At 63.5% G+C, this 16,654-nt stretch carries 14 protein-coding genes; 5 read left to right on the forward strand and 9 right to left on the reverse strand.

The features are described from left to right. The first annotated feature begins 62 nt into the window (after positions 1-62). Positions 63-1,724, forward strand: coding sequence for an AMP-binding protein (locus CUC44_RS06700; protein WP_100859205.1), 1,662 nt, complete (start codon positions 63-65; stop codon positions 1,722-1,724). Between the two features lie 126 nt (positions 1,725-1,850). On the opposite strand, the gene cdd is transcribed toward CUC44_RS06700, so the two are convergent. From cdd to CUC44_RS06715, 3 genes are all read right to left on the reverse strand, one after another. Beyond that, entirely contained in the window at positions 1,851-2,732 is an 882-nt protein-coding gene (cdd, locus tag CUC44_RS06705) for a cytidine deaminase (protein WP_100859206.1), read from the reverse strand. A gap of 272 nt (positions 2,733-3,004) precedes the next feature. After that, positions 3,005-3,691: an LrgB family protein gene (locus CUC44_RS06710; RefSeq protein WP_100859207.1), complete on the reverse strand. Its 687-nt coding sequence runs from the start codon at positions 3,689-3,691 to the stop codon at positions 3,005-3,007. Next, positions 3,688-4,047, reverse strand: a complete 360-nt coding sequence (locus tag CUC44_RS06715) for a CidA/LrgA family protein (protein WP_100859234.1) — start codon at positions 4,045-4,047, stop codon at positions 3,688-3,690. The genes CUC44_RS06710 and CUC44_RS06715 overlap by 4 nt, the downstream gene beginning before the upstream one ends. A gap of 130 nt (positions 4,048-4,177) precedes the next feature. Between CUC44_RS06715 and CUC44_RS06720 the strand changes: the two genes are divergently transcribed. Further along, on the forward strand, positions 4,178-5,893 hold the full coding sequence (locus tag CUC44_RS06720; RefSeq protein ID WP_100859208.1) for a glycoside hydrolase family 36 protein: 1,716 nt from the start codon (positions 4,178-4,180) through the stop codon (positions 5,891-5,893). A gap of 71 nt (positions 5,894-5,964) precedes the next feature. On the opposite strand, the gene CUC44_RS06725 is transcribed toward CUC44_RS06720, so the two are convergent. From CUC44_RS06725 to CUC44_RS06735, 3 genes are all read right to left on the reverse strand, one after another. After that, positions 5,965-6,471: a hypothetical protein gene (locus CUC44_RS06725; protein ID WP_100859209.1), complete on the reverse strand. Its 507-nt coding sequence runs from the start codon at positions 6,469-6,471 to the stop codon at positions 5,965-5,967. Positions 6,472-6,615: 144 nt separating this feature from the next. Continuing rightward, complete coding sequence (gene sbcB, locus CUC44_RS06730; RefSeq protein ID WP_100859210.1) at positions 6,616-8,043, reverse strand: exodeoxyribonuclease I; 1,428 nt, start codon at positions 8,041-8,043, stop codon at positions 6,616-6,618. A 214-nt stretch (positions 8,044-8,257) separates the two neighbouring features. Next, positions 8,258-8,974 (reverse strand): metallophosphoesterase, encoded by a 717-nt coding sequence (locus tag CUC44_RS06735; protein WP_100859211.1) that lies wholly within the window; start codon positions 8,972-8,974, stop codon positions 8,258-8,260. A gap of 263 nt (positions 8,975-9,237) precedes the next feature. Here CUC44_RS06735 and mprF point away from each other — a divergent pair, with 263 nt between their 5' ends. Further along, positions 9,238-11,823 carry a bifunctional lysylphosphatidylglycerol flippase/synthetase MprF gene (mprF, locus tag CUC44_RS06740; RefSeq protein ID WP_100859212.1) on the forward strand — a complete coding sequence of 862 codons (2,586 nt, stop codon included), beginning with the start codon at positions 9,238-9,240 and terminating at the stop codon, positions 11,821-11,823. A gap of 104 nt (positions 11,824-11,927) precedes the next feature. Beyond that, positions 11,928-12,638, forward strand: coding sequence for an AcvB/VirJ family lysyl-phosphatidylglycerol hydrolase (locus CUC44_RS06745; RefSeq protein ID WP_100859213.1), 711 nt, complete (start codon positions 11,928-11,930; stop codon positions 12,636-12,638). Between the two features lie 135 nt (positions 12,639-12,773). Here CUC44_RS06745 and CUC44_RS06750 read toward each other — a convergent pair whose 3' ends face one another. From CUC44_RS06750 to CUC44_RS06760, 3 genes are all read right to left on the reverse strand, one after another. Next, positions 12,774-13,544, reverse strand: coding sequence for an ABC transporter substrate-binding protein (locus CUC44_RS06750; protein ID WP_100859214.1), 771 nt, complete (start codon positions 13,542-13,544; stop codon positions 12,774-12,776). 61 nt (positions 13,545-13,605) lie between these two features. Further along, complete coding sequence (locus CUC44_RS06755) at positions 13,606-14,421, reverse strand: carbon-nitrogen hydrolase family protein (protein WP_100859215.1); 816 nt, start codon at positions 14,419-14,421, stop codon at positions 13,606-13,608. 8 nt (positions 14,422-14,429) lie between these two features. Continuing rightward, on the reverse strand, positions 14,430-15,581 hold the full coding sequence (locus tag CUC44_RS06760; protein ID WP_100859216.1) for a methionine aminotransferase: 1,152 nt from the start codon (positions 15,579-15,581) through the stop codon (positions 14,430-14,432). Positions 15,582-15,701: 120 nt separating this feature from the next. Here CUC44_RS06760 and CUC44_RS06765 point away from each other — a divergent pair, with 120 nt between their 5' ends. Beyond that, the gene (locus CUC44_RS06765; protein WP_244166727.1) at positions 15,702-16,586 is read left to right on the forward strand and encodes a LysR family transcriptional regulator; all 885 of its coding nucleotides are present in this window, start codon (positions 15,702-15,704) and stop codon (positions 16,584-16,586) included. Positions 16,587-16,654 lie beyond the last annotated feature (68 nt).

Genomic DNA, 16,654 nt, shown 5'->3' on the forward strand with positions numbered 1-16,654 from the left:
CTTCCCTGAGTGTTATCAAAAGGTTAATAATGGGACTCGCCTTTTGTTTCAGGGATTGAACTATGTCCTCCTCACGCATTGCCAACAAACTGCCGCTCGAGATGCTCTATCACTGGGAGCGGCAGTGTCCTGACCGGGTTTACCTTCGTCAAACCATCCACCGCGAATACGTCGACTTCACCTGGGGTGAGGTTGCCGACGAGGCGCGGCGCATGGTGACGGCACTGCGCGAGCTGGGGCTGGCGCCGGGTGACAAGGTGGCGCTGCTCTCCAAGAACTGCGCCCAGTGGTTCATCGCCGACTTGGCGATGCAGATGGGGCAGTACGTGAGCGTGCCCATCTACCCGACCGCCAACGTCGATACCATCGAATACGTGCTGCGCCACAGCGAGGCCAAGGCGATTTTCGTCGGCAAGCTGGACGACTGGAAGAGCCAGGAGGCGGGGGTGCCGGCGGACTTGCTGCGCATCGCCTTCCCCTACGACACCATGCCGGCTCCCCACCAGTGGGACGCTCTGCTCAAGGCCCACGATCCCATTGCCGATAGCCCGGTGCAGGCGCCGGATGCCCTGCTGAGCCTGGTCTACACCTCCGGCAGTACCGGCAAGCCAAAGGGCGCCATGCTGAGCGTGGAACGTTACGCCTGGTCCTGCGAGAAGCTGGTGGAAGCGGTGGAGCTGACCGACGCCGATCGCGGCTTCTCCTACCTGCCGCTCGCCCACATCACCGAGCGGGTCTACATCTATGGCGGCAGCCTGTTCAGCGGCGCCACCATCGCCTTCCCCGAGTCCCTCGACACCTTTATCAACGACGTGAAACGCTGCCGTCCCACCGTCTTCATCTCGGTGCCGCGGCTGTGGGCCATGTTCCGCATCAAGATCCACGAGAAGCTGCCCCAGAAGAAACTCGCCCTGCTGCTCAAGATCCCGCTCATCTCGGGCCTTATCAAGAGCAAGCTGCAGAAGGGGCTCGGGCTGGATCAGGCGCGGGTGCTGGGTTGCGGCTCGGCGCCGGTGGCGCCGGCCCTGCTCGAGTGGTATCACAGCATCGGCATCGAGATCACCGAAGCCTGGGGCATGACCGAGAACCACGCCTTCTCCACCCTCAACTACCCGTTCAGGGCGGACAAGATAGGCACGGTCGGCAAGGCGGGGCCCGGGGTGACCATCAAGATCTCCGACGAGGGGGAGATCCTGTGCCGCTGCGACGGCATGATGCTGGGCTACTACAAGGATCCCGAGCACAGCAAGGAGGCCATAGACTCTGACGGCTGGCTGCACACGGGTGACATGGGCAAGCTGGACCGGGAAGGTTATCTCACCATCACCGGCCGCATGAAGGATGTGTTCAAGACCGCCAAGGGCAAGTATGTGGCCCCTGTGCCCATCGAGGGGCTGCTCGGGCAGGAGCCCATCATAGAACAGCTGTGCGTCATCGGTTACGGCATGCCGCAGCCGGTGGCCCTGGTGCAGCTGGCCGAGAGCGCCATGCGAGGGGACAAGGCCGCGGTCAACGCCCAGCTGGAGGCGGCCCGCAACCGGGTCAACGATCAGCTGGAATCCCACGCCCGCATCCGCGGCATCCTGGTGGTGAAGAACCCTTGGAACATAGAGAACGGGGTGCTGACCCCCACCATGAAGATCCGCCGTCACCTGCTTGAGCAGAAATACGCGGACATCGGCGAGCGCTGGGCCGGTGGCGAGAGCATCATCTGGGAATCCTGATGGGCCTGTGAGGGGGTTTAGTGCTCCCTGCAGGCATTTATCAAATCACTGCCAAGCGCCGCACTATTTAGAAAACAAATGAAAAAGGGGAGCCACAGGCTCCCCTTTTTGCGTTCAAGCCATGGCTTAGACGGCCTTGTACTCCAGCTCGACCCGTCCCAGCGCCTTGAGGGTGGACTGGGCTGAATCTTTTTGGCTGATCTGGCCGGATTTGTTCTCCAGCAGCACGGCGCGGCGCACCGAACTTAGCTCTTCGCCGTTGAGCACGGCGTGGGCGCAGGCCATCTGCATCGGCGGCAGGCTGGGGTTGAAGGCGGCGTTCTCCGCGTAGCGACCGCAGAAGATGCGACCGTCCGCAAATTGCAGCGCCACCGCGGCATAGCCCTGGCTGTAGGGAGCATAGCTCTGGCGGGCGGCGGCGAGCGCGGCCTGCCACAGGGGATCGTCGGTTTCAAGCACCAACTCATCGTGGGCCTGGGGGCTCATCAGGGCGTCCGTGATGTCGAGATCCGCGGGGCCAAAGGAGTGGGGCAGGAAGGATTGCAGCTCGCTGAGATCGTCCGGCAGGGAGACCTTGAGCGTCTTGGCGGTGCTCAGCTCGTTCATGAATTGACGGCAGTGGCCGCAAGGGGTGTAGTTGACGGTGATCTCAGAGATCCCGGTCTCGCCACCCAGCCAGGCGTTGGAGATGGCGGATTGCTCGGCATGCACCGAGTGGAACAGTCCCTGACCGGCGAACTCCATGTTGGCGCCGAAATACCAGGTGCCGCTCAGGCCGCAGGCGATGGCGCCGACGAAGAACTTGGAGATGGGGGCGACCGAGCAGGCGGCGGCCAGTGGCAGCAGGGCCAGACGCAGGGCGCGATCCTCAAGACCGGTGGCGGCTTTCAGGGTGGCGACCTGCTCTGGGCTAAAGCGGGCGGCGAAGCCGTCGTCCAGCATGGGGCGCAGCGCCGCTTGCAGCGGGGCAGACAGGGTGTCGAATGGCTTGGCAAAACGGGGATGCATACTGTGTCCTCAAAGGCCAATTGGGGGGCCATTGTAGGGAGCAAGCGCGGTGAATTGTGTGAGCGCGCTCACGCCTTGGTGGGCAAAGGACGATGGATGTTAAAGGAAACGTTTGTCTTGTGCAATCTGTGCGTCAGCTCGCAGATGGTACGGCTCACAGGGCGGTGGCATGAGGGGTGGGTACTGGGATTGGCCGGAGAAACAACAAGAGAAATCCCATCAGAGTTGAGGGAGATAAGGATGCGCGGCTATGCCACGCATCCTTTGCGATCTCAGGCCAGCCAGTGATAGATGGCAAACAGCAGAGGCGCGACGGCGGCGGTGAGCACGCCGCACACCACCATGGCGAGCGACGAGAAGGCGCCCTGGGTGACCCCTTTCTCGGCGGAGGTAGCGGTGCCGATGGCGTGGGCGCAGGCCCCCATGGCGAGGCCCTGAGCCTCGGGGTCGGTGACCCGCATCAGCTTGAGCAGGGGGTAGCCGATCAGCGCCCCCAGGATCCCGACCACCACCACCACGGCGGCGGCGATGGCGGGAATGCCGCCCAGCGACTGGCTGACGCTCATGGCGAGCGGGGTGGTGATGGACTTGGTGGCGAGCGATGCCAGCAGAGCCGGATCCGCCCCCATGGCGTGGCCGATCACTAGCGTCGTGCAGACCGAGATCAGCACGGAGGCCAGGGTGCAGACGAGGATGGGCTTGAGCCTGGCCTGGATCTGGCGCGCCTGCTGATAGAGGGGCAGCGCCAGCGCCACCACGGCGGGTTCGAGCAGGGCCGTGATGGGGAAGGTGCCGTGCTGGTACTGATCCAGCGGCAGATTGAACGCGAGCAAAATAGCGATGATGACGGCGGTCGGGATCAGCACCGGGTTGATGATGGGCCAGGGCAGGCGGCGATAGAGGGCCCGGGTGGCGAAATAGAGCGCGAGCGTCAGGGGTATGGCAAACCAGAACATCATTGTTTGTTCATCCTCTGATAGAGATGGCCGACGGTGGCGAGGATCAGCACTATGCCGAGCACCACGCACAGCATGATGAGGCCGAAGGATTGGCGCAGGGGTTCGAGCCAGGCCACCAGGCCGACCGCCACCGGCACGAACAGCACCCCCATGTGGCGCAGCAGCAGGCCAGCGCCCTGCTCGACCCAGTGCAGCTTGATGAGCTGCATCGAGAGCAGCACGAACAGCAGCAACATGCCGATGATGCTGCCGGGGAAGGCGAAGGGCAGCAGGGCCGCCAGGGCTTTGCCGGCCAGCAGGCAGGCGATGATGACCATGAAATCACGAAGGTAGAGCAAGGCGCGTTGAAGCAGCACGGGGGCCTCATCTTGGCAACTGTGAGCGAGGTCGCAGTTTAACAGAACGCAGGGGGGGCAGGACAGGGTCAACTGACCCATAGGGGATACAATGGCGCCAGAGTCGTTCCATCCATAAGAAGGAGATCCCATGTCGACCCCCCCTCTCTTGTCCCGGCTGCGCCAGCTGTGTGCCGATCCTGCCCCCCATTCCCCCTTGTTGCAGACCCCCGCCTGGGATGGTCCCCAGTGCCGGGTGCGGCTGGACAACACCAGCGCCGCCCCCCAGACGGTACACGACTGGCTGCTGTTTGACGGCGATCTCGGCATAGACCCTGGGGCGGCTATCTACGGGGAAGGGTTCCAGATGCTGGCCCAGACCATGGGAACCTGGCGCTCTCCCGAGCCGGTCGGGCGTTGCCCGGATGCGAGCGTCTATCGCATCAGCGCAGATCTGGGCTATCACACGGTCCACAACCTGCTGCTGGTGGAGCAAAACTCGGGCTGGCTGCTGCTGGCGTTCGCGAGCTGCCAGCGCTTTGGCGGCGAGTTTCGGCTCTATCCGAGCGGCCGTCTGCAGATCCTGATGAACGGCGAGGGGCGGACCCTGGCCCCCGGCCAGCACTGGCAGAGCGAAGCCCTGCTCTGCCTGGAGGGACCGGACAGGGAGGCGCTGCTGGCGTTGCTCGCGACCCATATCGAGGCCGAGCACGGCAGCCTGGTCGACAGCGTGTCGACCCGACCCAGCGGCTGGTGCTCCTGGTATCACTACTATGCGGCGGTGAGCGCGGCGGACATTCGCGAGAACCTGGCGGTGCGGGCCGAGCGTTTCCCGGCCCTGAACTACGTGCAGATCGATGACGGCTATCAGGCCAAGATGGGGGACTGGCTCATCCCATCTGCCAAATTCGAGCAGGGGGTGGCGGCGCTCGCCCGCGAGATCCACGCCGCCGGTTGCGAGCCGGCGCTCTGGGTCGCCCCCTTTATCGCCGAGCCCGGCTCCCGGGTGTTTCAAGACCATCCCGACTGGTTCGTGAAGGGGGATGACGGCCTGCCGCTCCCCTCCGAGCGGGTTACCTATGGCGGTTGGCGCTGCACCCCCTGGTACGTGCTGGACGGCACCCACCCCGAGGTGCAGGCCCACCTAGAGCAGGTGTTTCGCACCCTGCGCCAGCAGTGGGGCATTCACTACTTCAAGCTGGATGCGAACTTCTGGGGCGCCATCCACGGTGGCCAGTTCCACGACCCTTCCGCGACCCGGATCGAGGCCTATCGCCGCGGCATGGCAGCCGTGTTGCGCGGGGCCGGGGAGGGCGCCTTCCTGCTCGGCTGCAACGCTCCCATCTGGCCGAGCCTGGGCTTGGTGCATGGCATGCGGGTGAGCGACGACGTGGAGCGCCATGGCCCCCGTTTTCGCCAGATAGCGCGGGAGGCCTTCTGCCGCGCCTGGCAAAACGATCGGCTCTGGGCGCTGGACCCCGACTGCGTCTGCCTGCGGGACCTGCCGAACCAGAGGGCCGGCGAGGCGGATTACCAGTTCCACCTCGCCGCCCTGGTGGCGAGCGGCGGCATGGTGCTGGCGGGGGACAGGTTGCAGGATCTGGACGAGGTGCAGGCGGGGCAGCTTCGCAAGCTGCTGGCCCTGTGCGAGGGGCGCACCCCGGCGGCCCGCTTCGATGACATGGGCTTCACCCGTGGTCGGGTGACCCTACCCGATGGCGGCGAGCTGCTCTGCCTGTTCAACTGGAATGACCAGGAACTCGAGGTCGAGGTGCCGGCAGGGGCCCTGGACTTCTGGGATGAGCACCCAGTGGGGCAGCGAATTGTGCTGCAATCAGGGCAAGGCAGGGTGATGCTATACCGCTAAAAGCCATTCAGGCAGATAAAAAGGCTCCCTCGGGAGCCTTTTTCAATCGTATCACCTTGATAAGCCCTTGCTTAGAAGTGCCACTCCATGCCGACGGCATAGTTGGACGAGCCATAACCCGGGATCTCGTTGCTGGAGACCAGCGCCTTGAGGGTCAGGCGGGCACTTAACGGGATGCCGAGCCCCATGCCGATGGCCACTTCGTCGGTCTGATCCCCCATCATGTCGACCCGCAGGGTGCGATAGAGGGAGAGATCCTCGCTCATCTGGGCGTAGATCTGGGACGACTTGTTGTAGAGCTGGCCGAACACCTCCATCTGGAAGCCGTTCTGGGGCGTGATGGCGAGCGGGATGCCGGCGAAGCGGTAGAGATCCGAGTGGTTGAAATAGCTGTTGGTGATCTGGGGGGTGAAGTCGGTCTGCTGGTAGAGGGTGCTGAAGTTGCTCTCTATCAACTGGTAGGTCTGCTCCGGCAGGCGCAGCAGATAGTCCGGCACCTCGAAACGCACCCCGGCCATGGCGCTGGCGGGAAGCAGGGCGCAGGCGACGAGCACGGCAACGGAGAATCCTGAACGCATCAAATCTGTGGCCCCCAAGGGTGGAAAACAAGCATCCATGCCTGTCATATAAATAACCAAACTATCAGGAGTCTTGGCTCCTTTCACCATTATGTCTTGGGCAACAGAAGCTTACAGACATTTAACTGTGAAATTGCTCACATCTCAGAGATCTTCAAGGTAGCGATAGAGGCTCTTGAGAATGGCAAAGTTCCGTTCGTTCCCCTGATTCTGTTCCGCCAGTGCCTCGAGGCGCTGGGCATAGTCCGGCAAGCGGCTGCTGAAGTAGTCGCTACAGTGCAGGCGCCAGCGTTTTTGCTCGGCTTCGCTTAAGGTATGCGGCCAGTTGCGGGCACGGTAGCGGAACAGCATCTCGGGCAGGCGCGGATCGCTGAAGGCAAATTCCCGCTCCCCCAGCAGATCCGCCGGGGTGGCGCGCACCAGATCCATGCTGGCCTTGTCGCCGTGGCCGAAGAAACCGGCGTAGAGCTGGGTATCGGGATCCCCATCCGACTTGTCCGTGAACTCCTGATTGAATACCTCCACCAATTTTTCCCGCACCTCGGGGTGGGCTCGCAGAAGGTTGAGGCTCTTGCGGCACTGCTCCCGATCGACACCGAGCTCGTCGGCGCGCTCCGCCGTCAGGGTGGCGGCCGGCGCCAGCACGGGGCACTTGTTGATGTGCACCAGTTTCACCGGAATACCGGCGAGATCTCCCAGCTCATCCTTCTTGGTGTAGAGCCGCTCGCGGATCTCGTCGCTGGTGAGCTCGATGAGGGGAGTGGGGTCTCGGGTGAGGTCTACCATGATGACGGCGTTCTGGTTGGTCGGGTGCCAGGCGAGCGGCGACACCCAGCTCACGCACCCCTGCCAGGGGGAGAACATGCCGGAGACATGGGTCAGAGGCTTCATGGTCACCACGTCGATCAGCGCTTTGACCTTGTTCTTGTTGCGCAGGGCAAACAGGTAGTCAAACAGCTTGGGCTGGGCTTTTTTCACCAGCTTGGCCAGCTCGACCGTGGCCAGCACGTCCGAGAGCGCATCGTGGGCATTGGCGTGAGCGACGCCGTTGGCCACCGTCAATTTTTCGAGCCTGAAACTCGGCTTGCCTTCCTCATCGAAGGCCCAGGTTATCCCCTCCGGGCGCAGGGCGTAGCAGGCCCGCAGCATGTCGAGTATGTCCCAGCGGGAGTTGCCGTTCTGCCAGGCGTAGGCATAAGGGTCGTAGAAGTTGCGATACAGGGTGTAGCGGGTCACCTCGTCATCGAAACGGATGCTGTTGTAGCCCAGCACGCAGGTATTGGGGGTCGCAAACTGCTCGTGGATCTGGCGAATGAAGTCCGCTTCACACAATCCGTCCTTCATCGCTTTTTGCGGCGTGATGCCGGTGATGAGGCAGGCCTCGGGCTCCGGCAGATAATCCGCCGGTGGCTTGCAATAGATGACCAGGGGCTCGCCGATGATGTTGAAATCCGCATCGGTACGAATGCCGGCGAACTGCGCCGGTCTGTCCCGCGCCGGGCTTATCCCGAAAGTCTCGTAGTCGTGGAAGTAAAATGTGGGCTCGAGGCCGGGTTGTGCTGGTCTGCTCATGGGTTCCGGGATAGGGCGGCTGCCACGGCCCGCAAGGGGCTGTGGCTGGGTGGGCGGTGACGGGCACCACGATTGCCAGCATGGTAAACCATAGTGCGGGCAGAACGAAGCGCAGGCCGCCCGCCCGGTGGTTTAATGAGCGTCTGGAAAGTGCTGGATGAGCAAGGGCCCAGGGTGAGCCGATGGCGGCAATGGCTCATGGTGCTCTGCCTTCTCATCGGGAGGCGCCTATGGTCACCGGGATCAGGCTGTGGAGATCCAGCAGGGTGAAGTAGCCGCCCTCCTGGGGATACCAGCCGCCGGTGTCGATGTAATGGACATTGCCGAGGCGCGCCGGGGCCCCCAGCGGGGTGTGGCCCACCACCAGGGCGACCAGGCCTTCGACGCCGCTCTCGTCCAGCAGCTCGATGCGGCGCCGCGACCAGAGGCAGACATTCTTGATGGCCCTCAGCTGGCCGCCGCTCACCCCGGCATCCAGCTTGTCCAGCAGGCCCTGCCAGTTGGAGAACGGGCAGTCTGCGTGAAGCAGGCCAACGGGCCCGGCCTGGGTCTGTACCTCGATGGCCAGCGGCAGGGCCCGATAGCGCTCGGCGAACCTGGCCTGCTCGATCTCGGTCAGTTGCTGGAACCAGCTGCCGCCGTTCTGGATCCAGTTGTCCAGATCGCAGCTCTGGTAGCGGCAGACGTAGTCGTCGTGATTGCCGCAGACCGGGTGGAACCAGGGTCTTGCCAGCCATGCTAGGGCCTCGGCGCAATCGGGCCCGCGATCGGTGAGATCGCCGACGGAGAAGAGGCGATCCCGGGCGGGATCGAAGCCTACCCCGTCCAGTGCCTGCTGCAGCAGCGCAAAGTAGCCGTGGATGTCGCCGACGGCGAGATCCCGCCCCAGGAGGTTCTGGGAAAAACGTCTGACAAGCCCCGACTCCGTCATCTCGTCCTCCTTGCCCGTGCCAGCTGGCACCCGATTTGCTTTTACCTGCCTGTACATAAGGTTACAGAAGATGAATGGCACTCACCAAGGACTCGGTGGTAAATCATAGGGCCGTTGGCGACTCGCCCTGAGATGTACCCCTGCATGGGTGAGGGATCGCCCATTTTCATCCTCATTTGGGCTATATATTTTCACCCTGACGGTTTTTGCCAGTAGGCTCAATGGGGTGTTTTCACTATTTCTATTTTCGACAGGAAGATGGCATGCGGCGTTCGCTGTTAGTCTGGATTGGCCCCCTGTGCAGCCTGCTGCTGCTGGGGGCGGCATTGACCGTGTTGTATCGTCTGACCCACCTCTGGCACTGGCACGACATCCGGCTGGCCATCTGGTCCCAGCCCCTGCCACAGCTGGGGGGCGCCCTGCTGCTGACCCTGCTGAGCTACGCCTGCCTGTGCTGCTATGACCTATTGGCGGTGCGCATGGTCGGCAGACGGCTACCCTGGCAGCAGGTCGGGATGACCTCCTTTATCGCCTACACCTTCTCCAACACCCTGGGGTTTGCGCTGCTGACCGGCTCCTCGGTGCGCTATCGCATCTACTCCTCGCTCGGGCTCGGCACGGGGGAGGTGGCCCGCGTCATCTTGTTCTGCTCCATCACCTTCTTCCTCGGCCTGCTGGCCTGGGGAGGCGGCGCCCTGCTGCTGGGGCAGGCCAGCACCCTGCTGCCCGGCTGGCCGCTCTGGGCGGACTGGCTGTTGCAAGGGGCCGGCGCCCTGGCATTGCTGGCCGTGCTCGGTTATCTGCTGTGGCCCAAGCCTGCGCTCAGTTGGCGCGGGCACGAGCTGAGCCTGCCCTCATTCAAGTTGCGCCTGCTGCAACTGCTGATCGCCCTGCTCGACTGGATGGCCGCCGCCGCCGTGCTCTATGTGCTGCTGCCAGCAGATAGCGTGCCCTATTCCGTGTTGCTCAGCGCCTTCGTGCTCTCCAGCCTGCTCGGGGTGCTGGCCCATGTGCCGGGCGGGATAGGGGTGTTCGAGGCGAGCATGAGCCTGCTGCTGGCCCAGTATCTGCCGGTAGACAAGTTGCTGGCCTCCTTGCTGCTCTATCGCTGCGCCTATTACGTGCTGCCCTTCCTCTGCGCCCTGCTGCTGTTTGCGAGCCAGGAGGCGTTGCAACAGCGGGCCCGCTGGCAGCGGCTGCAGGGGATCATGACCGCCATGCGCGAGTTCTTGCCGGCCCTCATCAGCCTGGGTACCTTCGCGGCCGGCACCCTGCTGCTCTGCTCCGGCATGATCCCGACCATGCGCGAGCGCATTGAAACCTTCTTGCAGGTGCTGCCGCTGCACCTGCTGGAGCTGTCCCATGTGCTCGGCAGCGTCAGCGGCGTGCTACTGATCCTGCTGGCCCACAGCCTCTACCGGCGCCACGACGGGGCGTTTCGGATCACCCAGTGGCTGCTGGCGCTTGGCATGCTCTTCTCCCTGTTCAAGGGCTTTGACTGGGAATCTGCCCTGCTGCTCGGGCTCTTCCTGCTCGTCATCAGCCCCTGTCGTCCGCTGTTTTATCGCAAGGGTTCCTTGCTCCATGCCCAGTTCACCCCGGCCTGGCTGATGTCGGTGGGGGCCGTCTTGCTGGGGGCCTTGTGGCTGCTGATGTTCTCCTATCGCCATGTGGAGTACGAACACACCCTCTGGCTCAACTTCTCACCTCACGGTCCCGGCGCCGCCTCTCGTGGCCTGCGCGCCATGGGCAGCGTGGTTGCCGTGCTGGCGGTGGTCGGGGTGGCCCAGTTGCTGGCCCCCTTGCGGGTCTTTGGCAACAAGCCGAACAAGGAGGAGCTGGCCCGGGCGCAGGCACTGGTGCTGCGCGATGGGGGTGGTCACGGCTATCTGGCTCAGCTCGGCGACAAATCCTTGCTGTTCCACTCAGGGGGGGAGGCGTTTTTAATGTACGGGGTCGAGGGCAATAGCTGGATAGTGATGGGGGATCCCATAGGGCAGGCCGCCCTCATCGAGGAGCTGCTGTGGCAGTTTCGCGAGCTGTGTGACGAGCACGACGTCAATCCGGTGTTTTATGAGGTATCAGCCCGCTATCTGCCGCTCTATCTGGATCTCGGCCTCATTCCATTCAAGCTCGGCGAGGAGGCCATCGTCGATCTGAGAGCATTCGATCTCGCCGGCAGCCGGCTGCGCAACCTGCGCCAGAGTCATGCCAAGGGCAAACGGGAGGGACTGTCGTTCGAGGTGGTGGAGGCCAGCCAGGTTGCTGCCCTGCTGCCCGAGCTCAAGGCCATCTCGGATACCTGGCTTCGGAGCAAGCAGGGCAAGGAGAAGGGCTTCTCGGTGGGCAGCTTCGAGCCCGATTACCTGAGCCTCTGCCCGGCGGCCCTGGTGTGGCATGGCGGCAACCTGGTCGGCTTTGCCAACCTCTGGGTCAGCGACAACAGGGAGAGCCTCTCCATCGATCTGATGCGCTACAGCATGGACACGGGGGCGGCACCCATCATGGACTTCCTGTTCGTCGAGCTGCTGTTGTGGGGCAAGGGGGAGGGGTATGAGAGCTTCAACCTCGGCATGGCGCCCATGTCCGGTTTCAACGATCACCCCTTGAGCGGTTACTGGGCCCGGCTCGGCAATACCCTGTTTACCCGGGGCAGCCGCTTCTACAACTTCCAGGGCTTGCGGCGCTACAAGGAGAAGTTCTCCCCCGACTGGGAGCCTCGTTACCTGCTCTGTACCAGCCGGTTGACGCTGCCCAAGACCCTGACCCACCTGATCTCCCTGATAAGCCGAGGCCCCCTTGGTTTGATGACGAATAGTGTGATGAAACATGTGCAGGTAAAGAAATAGGAGTTGGTCATGAGCGCTGCGTCGTTACTGCCAGAGTGTTGTTTTTTACCCTTATCGATGAGCGGGCGGGCGTGCTGGTTCATCAAGATTGACGGGAGTGGGTCATGAGAGCCTGGTTATTACTGTTGTTGTGTTGTGCGTTTCCACTCCTGGCTGCCCCCTCGTCAGTGAAAATGGATCTGGGGCTGGTGGAGCTGCCGGTGGCACAGGCCTCGTCGGCGCCCATGGTGGTGTTTATGAGCGGGGATGGCGGCTGGGCTGCGCTCGACAAGGGGCTCAGCGCCGAGTTGCAGCGTCACGGCATGCCGGTGGTAGGCTGGAGTTCGCTCACCTATTACTGGAAGAAGAAGACGCCGGAGCAGGCCACCGCCGATCTGGTGCGGATCCTCTCGGACTACCAGTCCCGCTGGGGACGCCAGCACTGGCTGCTGGTGGGTTTCTCGTTCGGTGCCGAAATCGTGCCCTTCGTCATCAATCGCCTGCCGGATACCTATCGCAGCAGCCTGGTGGGGGCCGTGATGCTCTCCCCCTCGACGGCGTCGGATTTTGAGATCCACGTCAGCGACATGGTGGTGCACAACAAGGCCGGCAACTATCCCACCCTGCCCGAGGTCAAGGCCATCAAGACGTTGCCGCTGCTCTGTGTGCAGGGGGCGGATGACGACTCCCCGGTGCGGCTCTGCCCCCTGCTCAAGCAGCCCAACGTCACCACCCTGACCCTGCCGGGCTCCCACCATTTTGACGATGACTATGAGACCCTGTACCGGGGCATCGCCGATCGGCTGCCCTGGACGGGGGAAGAACAGGATCACTGAGACTGCCGGGATCGTCTGGCCGGAGAGGTGGGTCGAACGGATTATTTTAGTTATGAGTTGAATAAAACAACGCCAGTCAATTTACTGGCGTTGTTTTATTCTGTGGTGCGTCTTTTTATAGCGACTCAACCGGCCTTAGAGCAGGTCTTCCAGCTGATACTTCTTGAGCAATTGATCGAAGGTGCCATCGGCTTTGACGCTGTCGATGGCGGCATCGAACTGGCCCTTGAGCCTGGCGTCGTTCTTGCGAAGCGCCACCGCGACCCCTTCACCCAGGATCTTGTCCTGGGTACCGTTGAACTGGGGGCCGACGAAGGCGAACTGCTTGCCCATCTCCTTGTCGAGGAAGCCCACCTTCAGCTGCACCATGTTGCCGAAGGTGTAATCGGCGCGGCCGGATTGCAGATCCAGCATGGGGGACTGGGCGTTGACGTAGCGCTTGATCTTGGCCACTTCCCCGTAACGGGCGGTGATGAAGTTGTCCTGGGGCGTCCCCTCCTGCACGGCGATCACCTTGCCCTTGAAGTGCGCCTGGTCGTCGGCGAAGGTGGCGGCCTTGTCGCTGCGCCCCACGAAGCGGTTTTGCATCATGTAATAGACCTGGCTGAAGTCCACCTTCTGGCGCCGCTCGTCGGTGATGTTCATGGAGGACATGATGGCGTCGTACTTGCGCACCTGCAGGCCCGGCAGCAGGGCATCCCAGGGCTGGTTGATCACCTCGCACTCGGTCTTCATGGCCGCGCACAGGGCGTAGGCCAGCTCGACCTCGAAGCCGCCGAGCTTGCCGCTGCTATCGACCATCTCGAAGGGGGGATAGGTGGCGTCGGTGGCGATCACCAGGGGTTTGGCGGCGGCTTGTCCGGCGGTGGCCAGGGCCACCAGCATCATGGCTGTGTTGAGTTTCATGGTCATTCCCTTGCAGTTGTACGTCTGTGGCGTCATGCCGATGGTCTTGAATGTACCGGCCTTAGGGGCCGACGGGTATCTTGCGATGGTTGAGTGCCGGCAGCTGGCTGCGCACCTTGCGCTGGGCGGCCAGATCCAGGGTGGCGATGGCCATGCCCTGACCCTCTTCCACCCGGGCCAGCACCCGGCCCCAGGGATCGATGATCATGCTGTGGCCGAAGGTGCGGCGGCCGCCCGGATGGTGTCCCCCCTGGGCGGAGGCCAGCACGAACGCCAGGTTCTCCACCGCCCGGGCCCGCAGCAGCAGCTCCCAATGGGCCAGGCCCGTGGTATAGGTGAAGGCGGCGGGCAGGGCGATAACGTCGGGGGCAGGCTCAAGTCGAAACAGCTCGGGGAAGCGCAAATCGTAACAGATCCCCATACGCAGCAGGCCCCAGGGCAGGGGATGGCTCACCACCTGCCGGCCCGGGCTCATGGTCGCGGCCTCGTCGTATTGCTCGCTGTCGGTGCAAAAGCCGAACAGGTGCAACTTGTCATAGCGGCTGGCGAGTGCCCCTTGCGGGTCGATCAGCAGGCTGCTGTTGTGCATCTTGCCGGGCTCTTCGCTTGCCAGCGGCAATGTGCCGGCCAGGATCCAGAGTCCGAGCTCCCGCGCCAAGCCTTGCGCCCATGCGAGCAGGGGATGCGCTTCCACGGGGGCGGCCAGGGCGACCCGCGCCCGCTCATCGACCGGCATCAGATAAAAATACTCGGGCAACTGGGCGAACTCGGCCCCCTCGGCTGCGGCCTGGCGCAGCAGCGACTCGGCCTGAGCCAGGTTGTGGTCAAGGTCATCCCCCGACACCATCTGCAAGACGGCAACGCGCACGCTATCCATGGTGCCTCCTAGACGCCGCACAGGCGCTCGGCGCCCGCCAGCAGGGTGTCGTCATCTTTGGAGAAGGAGAGACGAATGACCCGCTGATCCGTGGCGTCGTGATAGAAGGCGGAGACGGGAATGGTGGCGACCCCGTGATCGCGAATGAGCCGCTGCACGAACAGGCTGTCCGCCTCGTCGCTGATGCGCTCGTAGCTGGCCAGCATGAAGAAGCTGCCTGCCGAGGGCAGAAGCGTGAAGCGCGAATCGGCCAGGGCCGAAACCAGCAGATCCCGCTTGCGCTGATAGAAGGCGGCCAGCCCCTGATAGTGGGCGGGTTGCTGCAACAGGTGGGCGAAACCGTACTGCATGGGGGTATCGGCGGCAAACATGGCGAACTGGTGAACCTTGCGGATCTCCTCCATCAGGGGGCGGGGCGCGACGCAGTAACCCACGCGCCAGCCGGTGACATGGAAGGTCTTGCCGAAGGAGAAGACGGCGACGGAGCGTTCCACCAGCTCCGGGTAGCGGATGACGCTCTGGTGCAGGGCGCCGTCGAACACCACGTGCTCATACACCTCGTCCGAGAGGATGACGATGTCGGTGCCGCGCACCAAGAGGGCCAGGCGCTCCTGATCCCCCGCCTGCCAGACGGTGCCGGTCGGGTTGTGGGGGGTGTTGAGCACTATCATGCGGGTGCGGGGCGTGATGCGGGCGGCGACTTCGTCCCAGGGAATGGCAAAGCTCGGCGCCTTGAGGGCGATAACCACTGGGGTGGCCCCTTGCAGCTGGATCATGGGGCGATAGCTGTCAAACGCCGGCTCGAACATGATCACCTCGTCGCCGGGATGGACCAGGGCCGTGATGGCGCAGAACAGCGCCTCGCTGGCGCTGGCGGTGATGGTGATCTCCTCGCCGGCATCATAGTGGTGGCCATAGCTGGTGGCTATCTTGGTCGCCAGCTGCTCGCGCAGTTCGGGCAGCCCGGTCATGGGGGCGTACTGGTTCTCCCCGGCCAGCATGGCCTCATGGGTAACCCGGATGAGATCAGGGGCGCAAGGGAAGCTCGGGGCCCCTTGGGAGAGGTTGATGCTGGGGTGACGGGCAGCCAGATCCCCGATGACGCTGAAGATGGTGGTGCCCACCTGGGGCAGTTTGCTGACAATGCGGGGGGAGGACATGAGGCCATCACCGATGTGTGTGGAAGATGTCCCTTTTTAGCCTCGTGGCCCCTTGCCGGACAACGGATTATTCGGCATGTTATGCATGAGTTTTTCTCAAGTGTTGAGGTTTGCATGCTGATGAGTCCGCCCCGTAGCCACTTGCCCCTGTATGGCTTGCAGGTATTCGAGTGCGCCGCCCGCCACCTGAGTTTCACCCTGGCGGCGGACGAGCTGTGCGTGAGCCAGGGGGCGGTGAGCAAGCAGATAGCCCAGCTGGAGGAGCGGCTCGGCCATTTGCTGTTCGTGCGCGGCACCCGTTGCCTGAGCCTGACCCCGGCCGCCGAGCGCTTGCTGCCCTTCATTGGGGAGGGGCTGGCACGCATGGGGGAGGGGGTGAGCGCCCTGCAAGCCTTGCCCCATGAGCAGGCCATCAGCATCAAGGTGCCCTCCTGCGCCAGCCGCTGGCTGCTGCGGCGGCTGCAAGCGTTCGACGGGGAGGCGGTCGAGGTGCGTGGCAGTCACAGTCACGGTATCGATTTTTCCCGCGAATCGTTCGATCTCGCCATCGTCTATCAAGCTACTCAGGCCAGATACCCGGGCAGTCAGCCGCTGTTTCGCGAGCGCCTGACTCCCGTCTGCACCCCGGCCTTCGCGGCCAAGCATCGCTTGTTCGAGCGCTCCCTCGAGGAGCTGCCCCTGTTGCCCCTGCTCCATGCCAGCGCGGATCGGCGGGACTGGCGCAACTGGTTTGCCGCCTTTATCAACACACCATGGCAGCCCCAGGGGGGCCAGCTATTCGATACCCTGGACTTGGCGATGAACGCGGCCCTGCAGGGCTTTGGCCTCTCCCTCGGCGATCCCACGATCGTGGCGGAGGAGCTGGAGAGCGGCGCTCTGGTGGCGCCCTTTGCCCCTGTGCTCAGCACGGATCACGAATATGCTCTGCTCGCCCGCCCCGACAGCCAGCGCTCCGGCGTGGCTCAGATCTATCACTGGTTGCTGGGCAGCCAGCCATCTGGTTGACGAATTCCTTCTCCTTACCTCTACCTTTACCTCCGAGGCGGGGAGCCTGTTGGCAGCAAGCACGCTGC

Origin of the sequence: Aeromonas lusitana (assembly GCF_002812985.1) — a bacterium.
GTDB classification, from domain to species: domain Bacteria; phylum Pseudomonadota; class Gammaproteobacteria; order Enterobacterales; family Aeromonadaceae; genus Aeromonas; species Aeromonas lusitana.

Bases quoted from the DNA above. Each gene is read 5' to 3' on its own strand.
- CUC44_RS06700 (WP_100859205.1), top strand. From the start codon at position 63: ATGTCCTCCTCACGCATTGCCAACAAACTGCCGCTCGAGATGCTCTAT.
- cdd (WP_100859206.1), bottom strand. From the start codon at position 2,732: ATGCATCCCCGTTTTGCCAAGCCATTCGACACCCTGTCTGCCCCGCTG.
- CUC44_RS06710 (WP_100859207.1), bottom strand. From the start codon at position 3,691: ATGATGTTCTGGTTTGCCATACCCCTGACGCTCGCGCTCTATTTCGCC.
- CUC44_RS06720 (WP_100859208.1), top strand. From the start codon at position 4,178: ATGTCGACCCCCCCTCTCTTGTCCCGGCTGCGCCAGCTGTGTGCCGAT.
- CUC44_RS06725 (WP_100859209.1), bottom strand. From the start codon at position 6,471: ATGCGTTCAGGATTCTCCGTTGCCGTGCTCGTCGCCTGCGCCCTGCTT.
- sbcB (WP_100859210.1), bottom strand. From the start codon at position 8,043: ATGAGCAGACCAGCACAACCCGGCCTCGAGCCCACATTTTACTTCCAC.
- CUC44_RS06735 (WP_100859211.1), bottom strand. From the start codon at position 8,974: ATGACGGAGTCGGGGCTTGTCAGACGTTTTTCCCAGAACCTCCTGGGG.
- mprF (WP_100859212.1), top strand. From the start codon at position 9,238: ATGCGGCGTTCGCTGTTAGTCTGGATTGGCCCCCTGTGCAGCCTGCTG.
- CUC44_RS06745 (WP_100859213.1), top strand. From the start codon at position 11,928: ATGAGAGCCTGGTTATTACTGTTGTTGTGTTGTGCGTTTCCACTCCTG.
- CUC44_RS06750 (WP_100859214.1), bottom strand. From the start codon at position 13,544: ATGAAACTCAACACAGCCATGATGCTGGTGGCCCTGGCCACCGCCGGA.
- CUC44_RS06755 (WP_100859215.1), bottom strand. From the start codon at position 14,421: ATGGATAGCGTGCGCGTTGCCGTCTTGCAGATGGTGTCGGGGGATGAC.
- CUC44_RS06760 (WP_100859216.1), bottom strand. From the start codon at position 15,581: ATGTCCTCCCCCCGCATTGTCAGCAAACTGCCCCAGGTGGGCACCACC.
- CUC44_RS06765 (WP_244166727.1), top strand. From the start codon at position 15,702: ATGAGTCCGCCCCGTAGCCACTTGCCCCTGTATGGCTTGCAGGTATTC.